11 protein-coding genes and 1 pseudogene are annotated in these 11,275 nt (G+C 69.1%); 5 read left to right on the forward strand and 7 right to left on the reverse strand.

Translation table 11 applies throughout. The features are described from left to right. The 4 genes from CKO41_RS16805 to CKO41_RS16820 all read right to left on the reverse strand — a co-directional run. A partial coding sequence (locus CKO41_RS16805; protein WP_200383127.1) for a HyaD/HybD family hydrogenase maturation endopeptidase occupies positions 1 to 560 on the reverse strand: 560 nt, incomplete at its 3' end. Next, positions 557 to 1,249 carry a Ni/Fe-hydrogenase, b-type cytochrome subunit gene (gene cybH, locus CKO41_RS16810; protein WP_200383128.1) on the reverse strand — a complete coding sequence of 231 codons (693 nt, stop codon included), beginning with the start codon at positions 1,247 to 1,249 and terminating at the stop codon, positions 557 to 559. The genes cybH and CKO41_RS16805, both read right to left, overlap by 4 nt. A 40-nt stretch (positions 1,250 to 1,289) precedes the next feature. Beyond that, the gene (locus tag CKO41_RS16815; protein ID WP_200383129.1) at positions 1,290 to 3,080 is read right to left on the reverse strand and encodes a nickel-dependent hydrogenase large subunit; all 1,791 of its coding nucleotides are present in this window, start codon (positions 3,078 to 3,080) and stop codon (positions 1,290 to 1,292) included. Continuing rightward, positions 3,077 to 4,165: a hydrogenase small subunit gene (locus tag CKO41_RS16820; protein WP_200383130.1), complete on the reverse strand. Its 1,089-nt coding sequence runs from the start codon at positions 4,163 to 4,165 to the stop codon at positions 3,077 to 3,079. The genes CKO41_RS16815 and CKO41_RS16820 overlap by 4 nt, the downstream gene beginning before the upstream one ends. A 443-nt stretch (positions 4,166 to 4,608) precedes the next feature. On the opposite strand from CKO41_RS16820, the gene nifV reads away from it, so the two are divergent. Genes nifV through nifM form a run of 5 tightly spaced genes read left to right on the forward strand, consistent with a single transcriptional unit; the run spans position 4,609 to position 8,056 of the window. Then, a complete protein-coding gene (gene nifV, locus CKO41_RS16825) occupies positions 4,609 to 5,769 on the forward strand; it encodes a homocitrate synthase (protein ID WP_200383131.1) in 1,161 nt (386 codons plus the stop codon). Beyond that, on the forward strand, positions 5,760 to 6,338 hold the full coding sequence (locus CKO41_RS16830; RefSeq protein WP_338115610.1) for a hypothetical protein: 579 nt from the start codon (positions 5,760 to 5,762) through the stop codon (positions 6,336 to 6,338). The genes nifV and CKO41_RS16830 overlap by 10 nt, the downstream gene beginning before the upstream one ends. A gap of 50 nt (positions 6,339 to 6,388) precedes the next feature. Continuing rightward, positions 6,389 to 6,733 (forward strand): nitrogenase-stabilizing/protective protein NifW, encoded by a 345-nt coding sequence (gene nifW / locus CKO41_RS16835; protein WP_200383132.1) that lies wholly within the window; start codon positions 6,389 to 6,391, stop codon positions 6,731 to 6,733. Beyond that, positions 6,717 to 7,172 carry a nitrogen fixation protein NifZ gene (locus CKO41_RS16840; protein ID WP_200254787.1) on the forward strand — a complete coding sequence of 152 codons (456 nt, stop codon included), beginning with the start codon at positions 6,717 to 6,719 and terminating at the stop codon, positions 7,170 to 7,172. The genes nifW and CKO41_RS16840 overlap by 17 nt, the downstream gene beginning before the upstream one ends. Beyond that, positions 7,169 to 8,056, forward strand: a complete 888-nt coding sequence (gene nifM, locus CKO41_RS16845; protein ID WP_200383133.1) for a nitrogen fixation protein NifM — start codon at positions 7,169 to 7,171, stop codon at positions 8,054 to 8,056. Before CKO41_RS16840 ends, nifM begins: the two co-directional genes overlap by 4 nt. A 140-nt stretch (positions 8,057 to 8,196) precedes the next feature. Here nifM and CKO41_RS16850 read toward each other — a convergent pair whose 3' ends face one another. The 3 genes and pseudogenes from CKO41_RS16850 to CKO41_RS18795 all read right to left on the reverse strand — a co-directional run. Next, positions 8,197 to 9,015 carry a gasdermin gene (locus tag CKO41_RS16850; protein ID WP_200383134.1) on the reverse strand — a complete coding sequence of 273 codons (819 nt, stop codon included), beginning with the start codon at positions 9,013 to 9,015 and terminating at the stop codon, positions 8,197 to 8,199. Beyond that, on the reverse strand, positions 9,012 to 10,622 hold the full coding sequence (locus CKO41_RS19040; RefSeq protein WP_338115611.1) for a CHAT domain-containing protein: 1,611 nt from the start codon (positions 10,620 to 10,622) through the stop codon (positions 9,012 to 9,014). The genes CKO41_RS16850 and CKO41_RS19040 overlap by 4 nt, the downstream gene beginning before the upstream one ends. A gap of 18 nt (positions 10,623 to 10,640) precedes the next feature. After that, a pseudogene (locus CKO41_RS18795) lies at positions 10,641 to 11,275 on the reverse strand (TCP-1/cpn60 chaperonin family protein); the annotation flags it as partial.

Below are 11,275 nucleotides of genomic sequence, written 5' to 3' on the forward strand. Positions count from 1 at the left end.
GTGCCGCGCTTCCTCGGGGCGGGCGACTCGCTGGGGTGCGCCTTGTCCGTATCCGTCCCGTCGCACGGTTCGGCGGTGACGCCGAAGCCGGCCAGATAATCGAGCGCCATCGCGATCGCCGGTTCGATCCGGGCCTTCACGGCCGGGCGCAGGCTGCCGCCGAAGTCCTCGAGCTCGACCGGCTGGACGCCGATCAGGAGCAGGTGCTGCGGGTAGTCGCCGAGCAGCGCCGCCAGGGCCAGTACCTCCTGGAAGCCGGTCTGGTGCAGGCTCATCTTCTTCGCCCCGAGGAAGCGCGGCACGGCGTCATCCTCGACGCGCTTCAGCGTCCCCGGCGGCAGGCCGTAGTCGACGGCGTCGAAGACGACCAGCACGTCGGCCGCGCGCACCTGATCGATCAGGTAGAGCCCCTGTGTGCCGCCATCGAGCAGGCGCACGTTGTCCGGCAGCCGCCAGCGGCTCGCCAGGGTCTCGACCGTGCGTACCCCGAAGCCCTCGTCGGCCCAGAGGACGTTGCCGATGCCGAGCACCAGGATCCGGGGGAGGGCGGTGGCCGTCACGGCCGGTCGTCCTTGAACATCCGCCAGCCGCTCAGCATGGTGCTGATCAGGCTCTGGCGCGACATGATGTCCTCGCGGATCGCCGCGTAGACGTGCAGCATTACGAAGACGACGATGATCCACATCCCCCAGTGGTGCCACATGCGCACGTCCTGGCTCTGGCCAACGAGCGGGATCACCCAGCCGAACGCCTGGTCCTGCCAGCTGCCGAGGCCGGTCTGCTCCGAGTAGAGGGCGAAGCCGGTCGCGATCATGACCAGGCCGCCGACCGTGATGATGACGACCATGAAGAGGTGGGCGAGCGGATTGTGGCCGACGTACTTCTTCGGTTCCGTCTCGAGGAAGGCGTACCAGCGCAGCTCGTGGACCAGTTCGCGCCAGAAGCTCGCCCGCCAGAAGGGCAGCGCGAAGAGCTGGCGGGCGTAGCGGTTGCCGACCGCCGCCCAGTAGAGGCGGAAGACGAAGCCGATGGCGAAGACGTAGGCGGCGACGAAGTGGGCGAAGCGGATGTAGCCCATCAGGTAGCTGTCGCTCGCCTCGCCGGGGACGCTCGGGAGCGGGTTGGCGATCAGATAGCCGGTCACGGCGAGGACCGTGATCGCGAGGGCGTTGACCCAATGCCAGACCCGCAGCGGGGCCTGGTAGACGTAGATGGCCGTCTGCTGGACCTGGGGAAGACCGGTGGGCATGGCGGTGTCCTCAATCTTGGCGCGGGCGTCGCGGTCCGGCTCAGCGCACGGTAATCTGCGTCAGTTCCTCGCCATCCGGGCTCAGGATGTGTGCGGCGCAGGCGAGACAGGGGTCGAAGCTGTGCAGCGTACGCAGGATCTCCAGCGGCTCGTCGGCCTTCGCGAGCGGCGTGCCGAGCAGGGCCGCCTCGTAGGCACCGATGTTGCCGGCGGCATCGCGCGGCGAGGCGTTCCAGGTCGTGGGTACGACGGCCTGGTAGTTGTCGATCCGACCGTCCTTGATCACCACCCAGTGGCCGAGGGCGCCGCGCGGCGCCTCGGTCGTGCCGACGCCGCGGACCTCGCGCGGCCAGGTCTTGGGCTCCCAGTGCTCGGTGTTGGCCGTCGCCGTGTCGCCGGCCTTGATGTTGGCGACCAGCTTGTCCTGGAAGTGGCGCATCTTGTGGGCCGCCCAGGAGGCCTCCAGGCCGCGCGCGGCGGTGCGCCCGAGGGTCGAGAACAGGGCGTCGAACGGCAGCCCGAGATCCGTCAGCACCTTGTCGACCGGCTCCTTGAACTCCGGCAGGCCCTTGGCATAACCGATGATCCAACGCGCCAGCGGCCCGACCTCCATCGCGTGGCCGCGCCAGCGGGGCGCCTTGACCCACGAATACTTGGCGTCCTCGTCGATCGCCTCGATCCGGGTCGGCGCGCCGAGCGTGTTCGGCCCGAGCGCGAAGTTGGGCTCGGTCACCCCCTCCCACGGGTGCAGGCCGCGGCTCTCGTCGGCGTAGCGGAACCAAGAGTGGGTGACGAACTCCTGGACCTGCTCGGGATCGCGTAGATCGACGTCGTGGACCTCGGCGAGATGGCCGTTGATGATGGCCCCGCGCGGCAGCAGTTGGTTCTCGGCCGAGTCGTCGTTCGCGTGCTCGGGGATGTCGCCGTAGGAGAGCACCGCCTGGCGGCTGAGGCCGCCGCCGTAGGTCCAGTCCTTGTAGAAGGAGGCGATCGCGAGCAGGTCCGGCAGATAGACCTTGTCGATGAACTCGATCGTCTGGTCGATGATCCCGCTGACCAGGTTCAGCCGCTCCATGTTGATCGCCCCGACCGCCCCCGCGTCCTCGATGTTGATCGCGCAGGGCATCCCGCCGACCAGCCAGTTCGGGTGCGGGTTCTTGCCGCCGTAGACGGTGTGGATCTTGACGATCTCCTTCTGGAAGTCGAGCGCCTCCAGGTAGTGGGCGACCGCCATCAGGTTGGCCTCGGCCGGCAGCCGGTAGGCCGGACTGCCCCAATAGCCGTTCATGAAGGGGCCGAGCTGGCCGAGGGCGACGAAGCGCTTGAGCCGCTCCTGGATGTCGCGGAAGTAGCCGGGCGAGGACTTGGGCCAGTCGCTGATCGACTGGGCGAGCGCGCTGGTCGCCTTGGGGTCGGCGCTGAGCGCCGAGACGACATCGACCCAGTCCAGCGCATGCAGGTGATAGAAGTGGACCAGGTGGTCCTGGGCCTGGAGCGTGAGCTGCATCAGGTTGCGGATCGAGTTGGCGTTCTCGGGGATCTGGATCTCGAGGGCGTCCTCGACCGCGCGCACCGAGGTCAGCGCATGGGTGCCGGTGCAGACTCCGCAGATGCGCTGCGTGAAGGCCCAGGCGTCGCGCGGGTCGCGCCCGCGCAGGATCACCTCGAGCCCGCGCCACATGGTGCCGGTGCTCACGGCGTTGCGGATCACGTTGTCCTCATCCAGGTTCACCTCGCAGCGCAGGTGCCCCTCGATGCGGGTCACCGGGTCGACGACGACGCGCCGCCCCGTTCGGTCGAGCTCGAAGCCGTTCGGCGTGGCGACGCTCATGGCTGGTCATCTCCTTGCTTGTTCTTCTGCTGGCTGCGCTTGACGGCGCTCGCGGCGGCATGGGCCGTGATCGCGGCGCCGACGCCGCCGGCCACGGCCAGGCCGGTGCGGTCGGCGTTCGCCTCGATGCCGAAGACGTGGGTGTCGGTGACGTGCTGGTAGAAGCCGTCCTTGTCCCAGAAGTCCTTCTCCGAGCAGCCGATGCAGCCATGGCCCGACTGGATCGGGAAGGACACGCCGTTGTTCCAGCGCACCGTCGAACAGGCGTTGTAGGTCGTCGGGCCCTTGCAGCCCATCTTGTAGAGGCAGTAGCCGCGCCGCGCGCCCTCGTCGTCCCAGGACTCGACGAACTGGCCGGCGTCGAAGTGCGGGCGGCGGTAACACTTGTCGTGGATGCGTTGGCCATAGAACATTGACGGCCGGCCCTGACGGTCGAGCGGCGGGATGCGCTCGAAGGTCAGCATGTAGGTCAGCACCCCGGTCATCACCTCGGCGATCGGCGGACAGCCCGGCACCTTGATGACCGGCTTGTCGCGGATGACCTGATCGATCGGCGTGGCTTGGGTCGGGTTCGGTCGGGCCGCCTGGACGCAGCCCCAGGAGGCGCACGAGCCCCAGGCGACGACCGCCTGACAGTCGGCGGCCGTCTCGCGCAGCTGCTCGAGGAAGGGCCGCCCGGCGATGATGCAGCTCATCCCGTCCTGGCCGAGCGGAGGGTTGCCCTCGACCGCCAGCAGGTAGCGGCCCTTGTGCTCGCGGCGGATCTCCTCGAGGATCGCCTCGGCCTGATGGCCGGCCGCGGCCATGATCAGGTCGTTGTAGTCGAGCGAGACCATCGACAGGATCACGTCCGAGACCAGCGGGTGCGACGAGCGGATGAAGGACTCCGAGCAGCAGGTGCATTCCAGGCCGTGGAGCCAGAGCACCGGGATGCGGGGCTTGGTTTCCATCGCCTCGGCGATCTGCCCGGCGAAGGCCGGACCGAGTCCGAGCGCCGACGCCGTCAGGCTGCAGAATTTGAGGAAGCTGCGCCGGGAGATCCCCTGGCGGCGTATGACCTCGTAGAAGGTGTCGGGGGTGGGCATCTCGGCTCCTCGGGCTGGGCCGGCCGGGGGCGCGCCGGCGCATCGCTGGTGGCGGCGATTGATAAATCGCATGGACAAGCGCAAATCGCCAAAGATGGTGCGGCAAATGGCCTGGGGCCGCAATACCATGAAAATTAAATAGTTATTTAATCGAATGCGAATATGCCCAGGCGGGCTCGGGCCGCGCTCGGGCGATTGTCGTAAAGGGGACAAGGCCGCCCGGCCGCGTTGCGACAAAGGGACCGGCCGCTCGCAGCGGTATCTCGCCGTCGCCCGTGGCCCTTGCGCGGGCCAGCCGGGCGCGGCAACCCCTTGAGCCGCGAAGGTCCGAGGGCGACTGCCCCGCTCCGCTCCGTTACCGGGCCGTCGCCGCGTCGGCCCTGCGGCCGCTTATGGCACCGAAAATGCATGTGGACGGGCATCGCGAATCTGGAGCCCGCCCCATGTCCCAGGCTGTACCGACGGTCACGATCAACGACACGACGCTGCGCGACGGCGAGCAGTCGGCCGGGGTCGCCTTCTCGCTGGAGGAGAAGCTCGGGATCGCGCGTGGGCTCGATGCCCTCGGGGTCCCGGAGCTGGAGGTCGGCATCCCGGCCATGGGCGAGGAGGAGTGCGATTCGATCCGCGCCGTCGCCGCCGCCGGGCTCCAGGCGCGGCTCATGGTCTGGAGTCGGATGCGCGGCGACGACATCGCGCGCTGCGCCGACCTCGGTGTCGCCCTCGTGGACCTCTCGATCCCGGTCTCCGACCAGCAGATCGCCGGCAAGCTCGGCCGCGACCGCAACTGGGTCCTGGGTCAGATCCGCCGCCTGGTGCCGGCCGCCCTCGACCTCGGGCTGGAGGTCTGCGTCGGCGGCGAGGACGCCTCGCGCGCCGACCCCGAGTTCCTCTGGCGCGTCGCCGAGACCGCCCAGGCGGTCGGCGCCCGCCGGCTGCGCTTCGCCGACACCCTCGGGCTGATGGAGCCGTTCGGCCTCTACGAGCGGATCCGCGACCTGCGCGCGATCGTCGACCTGGAGATCGAGATGCACGCCCACGACGACCTGGGGCTCGCGACCGCCAACAGCCTGGCGGCCGTGCGCGGTGGGGCGACCCACATCAACACCACGGTCCACGGGCTCGGCGAGCGGGCCGGCAACGCGGCGCTCGAGGAGGTCGTCATGGGCCTCAAGCACCTCTACGGGATCGCCACCGGTGTGGACCTGACCGCCTTCGATGCCCTGTCGCGCCTCGTCGCCCAGGCCTCCGGGCGGCCGGTCGGTTGGCACAAGAGCCTGGTCGGCGACGGCGCCTTCACGCACGAGGCCGGCATCCACGTCGACGGGCTGCTGAAGGACCCGCGCAACTACCAGGCCGTCGATCCGGCCGAACTCGGCCGCACCCACCGCCTGGTCGTCGGCAAGCACTCGGGCCGCCATGGCATCCGTCTCGCCTACGCCGAGCTGCTGCACACGGACATCGATGCCGAGCAGGCCTCGCGCGTGCTGCCGCTCGTGCGCCGCTTCGTCACCGAGACCAAGCGGGTCCCCGAGCGGCCGGACCTGCAACGCTTCCTCGTCGAGATCGCCGCGGCGCCCCTCGACGCGGTGCCGTGCGTCTGACCCATCGGCCATCGGGGCGCCACATGGACCTGCTCGACTTCACCGGCGAGGACCTCTACTTCGACCGCCCGCTGCCGGCGGGCGTCGCCGACCTGCTCGCCGCGGCCGCCGCCGATTACGGCGAGGCGGGTGCCGAACCGCACCTGCTGCGCGCCGATTGCCTGGCCCCCGAGCACCCCTCGGTGCTGGTGGCCCTGTACCGGTTCTACTACTACCAGCGGCGCTACGAGGAGGCCCTGCTCGTCGCCGACCGGGCGATCGGCCTCACCGCCCGCGAACTCGGCCTCGACCCCGACTGGCGCCGCCTCACGGTGGCCGACCTGGCGGGCCCGGCCCGTGACGCGATGGCCCAGACGCGCTTCCTGCTCCTCGCGCTCAAGGGGGCCGGCTACCTGCTGATGCGCCTGGGGCGGGCGCGCGAGGCCCTGGCGCGGCTCGAGGTGGTCGCGGCCGTCGACACCGCCGATCGCCTCGGCCTGACCGAGCTCCTCGCCTGGGCGCGCGATGCCGTCGGCATCGAACTCGCCGAAGCGGCCGGCGGCAACGTCCGGGCGCTGCGCCCCCGCTGACCGATGGCCCGTGACACAATCGACCCCGGCGCGACCCCCTGGAGGTGACCATGACGGATGCAGACTTCGACCTCGACTCCGACGAACTCGTCTCGGCCGAGGACTTCCTGACCTACTTCGGCATCGACTACGACCCGGCCGTCGTCCAGGTCAACCGGTTGCACATCCTGCAGCGCTACCACGACTACCTCGATCAGCTCGCCGAGTGGCCGGCCGAGGCCAGCGCGCGCCGGGCCTTGCACGCCGCGCAGCTCGCCCGCGCCTACGGCGACTTCGTCGCCTCCGACGCCCGCACCGAGAAGGTCTTCCGGGTCTTCCGGATGCACGAGCCGCGGCAGATCAGCGTCGGGCTCGACCAACTGCTGGAGCAGCTCCCCCATGCGGCCAAGGTTTGACTATGGCGACGCGGTGCGCGTGACGCGCAACGTCCGCAACGACGGTACCTTCCCCGGCCAGGACCGCGGCAACCTGCTCGTGCGCCGCGGCAGCGTCGGCTATGTCCGCGACGTTGGCACCTTCCTCCAGGACCAGGTCATCTACTCGGTACACTTCATCGACGACGGCCGCCTCGTCGGCTGTCGCGAGGAGGAGTTGCTCGCGGCCTCCGACCCCTGGGTCGAGAGCCGCTTCGAGTCGCGCGAGAAGGTCGCCGCGGCCCTGCCGCTCGGCCGGCAGGGCGAGGTGCTGGTCGCACCGGGCGAGGTCGGCGAGGTGCTCAAGGTCATCCGCGACGCGCCGGAGCAGGGGGTCAGCTATCACGTCCTCTTCCCGGGCCGCAACGTCCTGCAGGTCCCCGAGTCCGCGCTGGCGCCGGCCGAGGAGACCGGCGCATGAGCGCGGCCCGAGCGCGAGCGCAGCCGCACGACGCCGCGCGCGAGCGGGCCTATCGCTATCACCTGCTGCGGGTCGCCACGGCGCGCTATCAGCGCGACCCGGCCCACCTCGAACCCGACGAACTCGGTGAGGCCGAGCGCCAGGCCGAGCGGAGCCTGGCCCTGGAGGAACGGGTCCTCGCCTCGGGCGAGGCGATCGGCGTCGTCATCTCCGAGGCCGAGATCGCGAACGGGCTCGCGACCATCGCAGAACGCTACGCCGATGCCGGCGAGATGGCCGACGACCTCGCCCGCAACGGCCTCGACGAGGCCGCGCTGCGCGAGGCCCTGCGGCGCGAACTGGTCTTCGACGCCGTCATGCGGCGGGTCGGCGCCCGCCATGCCGCCGTCACCGACGAGGAGATCGAGCGGCTCTACCGCGACGCCCCCGAGCGCTTCGCCCGGCCCGAGCGGCGCACCGTCCGCCACATCCTGATCACCATCAACGAGGGCTTCGCCGAGAACGGCCGGACCGCGGCCACGGCGCGCGCCGAGCGGCTCGCCGCGATGCTGCGCGAGCAGCCGGGGCGCTTCGACGAACTGGCCCGCGCCCACTCCGAGTGCCCGACCGCGCTCGAAGGGGGCCGGCTCGGCACCGTCCCCCGCGGGCGCCTCTACCCGTCGCTCGACGCCGTCCTCTTCGGCCAGGCCGAGGGCACCATCGCCGGCCCGATCGAGACCGAGATCGGCCTGCACCTCCTCTTCTGCGAGCAGATCCACCCCGCTGCGTCCCTGTCCCTCGACCAGGCCCGCGAGCGCATCCGCACGGTCCTCACCGACCGCCGCCGCCGTGCCGCCCAAGAGACCTGGCTCGCCGAACTCGAACGGGCCGCAAACCCCGGCTGAACGCCCTTCCCAACCTCGGCGGCGGCCGCCGGATCTCGCCAGGCCGGGCCGGTAGCTCGGGAGCGGAGCCCGCTCGCGGGCGGCCGTGCCCGCGCCGTCACGGTATGACGGCTGGGCCATCCCGAAGCACAACCGACCGCTCAAGCCGAATCGAGATCGACGAATACATCGCCTTTTTCCGGGTCGCCGATGAGCGTGCGCAGCGGCTGTTTCGTCTGTTCCGGCTGCGTCTTGCGAATCTCGCGTGCCGGTGCGACACCCGTGACCACAAGGACGTTGCCCTCTGTGACCTCGAGCTCTACGAGTTCGATGCCGAACGCGAGCGGCTGCTCGCCTCTGTAGACGAGTGAAATATCGCCGTAGCGGGTCCGGTTGACCTCGGCCTTTGCCTCGACGACATTGCCCAGCTCGCCTTCGATGGCGACGTGCTGGCCGTCGCGATCTTCCGCCTTCAATGTGATACCGGTAGCGCGCACCACCGCCGCGGCACAATACAGGCGGCCCGACGTCACCGATGCGATGTGGGCCGGCTTCAGCTTTGCCTTCGCAAGTGCCTCGTGCAGCTGAAAGACATCAAGGGCATCACGCGTGGCATTGTCGATCTTGATCCGTATCTTGCGCGCGTCGCTGGCCTCGAATGCCGCCTTGGCGCGCGCGGACCAGCCAGTCACGCCGACGGCCTTCATGAACCGGTCGGAGAGCGAAAGGCCCGCCTGGAGGTCGAGAGCACGGGTCAGGTTCCGTGCGGCCGGCTTGAAATCCTCCCCGCGGGTCACCTCCGGCAGTTCGAAATCCCCTGACAGGAGGCTCGAGAGGCGGCCCGGGGGAAGCATGCCGCTCGGTGTCTCGAGCCAGCAATCTCCCACATCCGCCGTGGCGCGCGGGACGCTGAGGAAATTGAGTCCGTAGACCTCCAGGCACTCGCGGACGAGCGGGTCGGCCTTGTCTCTTCGGCTCATGGGGTCGGCTCCGTTGGCTGAGGAATCGGGACGCGGATCTTCGGATAGGCGCCGGCATAGACGCTGTAGGCGAGCCACGTGGGATCGTTACCCACGGCGCGGGCCGCATGCCGCCCAGCCTTCAGTGCGCTGTCGAGCCCGCCAGTCTCGCGAACGAGCTCGCGGTAGAACGCCAAGGCGAAGTCCTTGGCTGCGTGGTCGCCTACTTCCCACAGGGTCCCAATGAAGACGTCGGCCCCGACGTCGCGGAACCGCGCCGCCCAGCCGTCGAGTCGGAGATAACTGGGCCTCACCACCTCGGTGCGGCAGGCATTGAGGAAGACGGTGAGTGGTGTTCTCGAAAAGCGGCCCCGCGACGGCAACAGGTCGTTGGGCCGAAACGGCACATTGTTGATCTTGAGGAACGAATCGCCGGAATCGACCGTGTGGGCGCCGTGGCAGGCGATATGCAAAAGGTTCGTTTCCCCGGCGTCGAGCACCTCGAAAAGCGCGCTGATGTCGTCTACTCTCTCCACTTGGACACCCGCGCGCCCGAGCAGATCGGCTACCCCTTTTGCCTCAGCCTCGGCAAGCGGGGGTGCATCCCGCGCGGTCAACACGACCGCTCGTCGCACGTCGAGCCTGGATGCGGGCAAGGTGCCGGGAAACCAGTGGCGGAGTTCAGCGATATCGCCCCAGAAACCGAGCGGTTCGCTTTGTGCCGAGCCGGGCGCAGTGTCTTGCGGGACAAGCAACTCCCACGGCACTGGGTCTCCGCTGGAGATGATCTGGATACGCTGATACGCTGCGTGATGTGCAAGATAGTGGGCGCGGATCTCTCTGGGTACGATCTCGTTCCATAGGGCGATGCCTTTGCCCGTCATCTGCCGGTTCATCAGCGGGGTCGCGACCGAATAGCTGTCGCGCACGAGACCCTCGATCTCGGCAATCGAGCGTTCGATCGTTTCGAAGATGCTGTCGGCGTCGAGCGTCTCGCAGCTGTCGTCCGGCAGGTTCACCTTGGGGCCGTACCAGCTCAGGCTATAGCGCTTGTGATTCCGGTCGTAGTGAACGCAGAGCATTCCACCGTGCGCATCGAATGCGCGATCGGTCGAAATCGCAGCCTTTTCGAGCTTCTCCGAGTGCTGTTCGTCTCCGGCGACCGCCTCCAGGGCGAGTTGCAGCGTGCCGATCTTTTCGGCCTTGAAGATGGCCGTGACCCACAGCCTATGGGTGCCCTCCGATCGCGCGATCACGTCGAAACCCATCCAGGGTGTGTTGCCCTTCCGTGTCACGAGTACCTGCGTGGAGATCGGGCCGCACAGTTCTAGGCCAGGCTCTGCCAGAAGCTGAAGGGCCACCTCGGCGCCCTCGGCCGGCACTTCGAAATGCTTCAGTAGCGTCGCGGCATCGCCGCCCGGTTCCATGCCGATCCTGACATTGACGGTCTCCTCTTTGCCACAAGCCAACGGCCGCGGGTACTTGGCCATGAGATATCGCCCGCCCTCGGCGGCGTCGGCCTCCTCGGCGCGAGAGCCGCCAGCGCCCGGGGTCACGCCACGCTTGGCATAGGCGCCTTTGCCGCCCACGTACTTGGCGTAGGCGCCTGCGCCGCCCACGTAGCCCATGGTCGCGATGACCTCTTTGCCCCCGGGGCCCCATCCGCCGCCTATCTCGCCCGCGCCACCCATGTCGCTCATGCGCGCGACGCCGTCGGTGGTCACCATGGCCGCGGTGGTTACCATGAGGCCGGCAATCGAGGCGGCATTCTGCAGGGCACAACGGGTCACCTTGGTCGGGTCCAGGATGCCCATCGCGACCATGTCGCCGTACTCGCCGGTCGCGGCGTTGTAGCCGTAGTTGCCCTCGCCCTCGAGGATCTTCTGCAGGACCACCGAGCCCTCGTCGCCGGCGTTGGCGGCGATCTGGCGCAACGGTTCCTCCATCGCGCGACGGGCGATGGCGATGCCGACGTCCTGGTCGCGGTTGATGCCTGCGAGGTACCTGATCCCACGCAGCGCCCGCACCAAGGCGACACCACCACCGGGCACGATGCCTTCCTCGACGGCGCTGCGGGTCGCGCGCAGGGTGTCCTCGACGCGCGCCTTCTTCTCCTTCATCTCCATCTCGGTCGCGGCGCCGACGCGGATCACGGCGACACCACCGGCGAGCTTGGCCAGGCGCTCCTGGAGCTTCTCGCGGTCGTAGTCGGAGGTGGTCTCCTCGACCTGCTGACGGATCTGCTCGCAGCGGCTCTTGATGTCGGCCTCGGTGCCGGCGC

The organism is Thiococcus pfennigii (assembly GCF_016583835.1).
In the GTDB taxonomy this organism is placed as follows: Bacteria; Pseudomonadota; Gammaproteobacteria; order Chromatiales; family Chromatiaceae; genus Thiococcus; species Thiococcus pfennigii.

Coding starts and splice junctions, on each gene's coding strand:
- cybH (WP_200383128.1), bottom strand. CDS start 1,249: ATGCCCACCGGTCTTCCCCAGGTCCAGCAGACGGCCATCTACGTCTAC.
- CKO41_RS16815 (WP_200383129.1), bottom strand. CDS start 3,080: ATGAGCGTCGCCACGCCGAACGGCTTCGAGCTCGACCGAACGGGGCGG.
- CKO41_RS16820 (WP_200383130.1), bottom strand. CDS start 4,165: ATGCCCACCCCCGACACCTTCTACGAGGTCATACGCCGCCAGGGGATC.
- nifV (WP_200383131.1), top strand. CDS start 4,609: ATGTCCCAGGCTGTACCGACGGTCACGATCAACGACACGACGCTGCGC.
- nifW (WP_200383132.1), top strand. CDS start 6,389: ATGACGGATGCAGACTTCGACCTCGACTCCGACGAACTCGTCTCGGCC.
- CKO41_RS16840 (WP_200254787.1), top strand. CDS start 6,717: ATGCGGCCAAGGTTTGACTATGGCGACGCGGTGCGCGTGACGCGCAAC.
- nifM (WP_200383133.1), top strand. CDS start 7,169: ATGAGCGCGGCCCGAGCGCGAGCGCAGCCGCACGACGCCGCGCGCGAG.
- CKO41_RS16850 (WP_200383134.1), bottom strand. CDS start 9,015: ATGAGCCGAAGAGACAAGGCCGACCCGCTCGTCCGCGAGTGCCTGGAG.
- CKO41_RS19040 (WP_338115611.1), bottom strand. CDS start 10,622: ATGGGCTACGTGGGCGGCGCAGGCGCCTACGCCAAGTACGTGGGCGGC.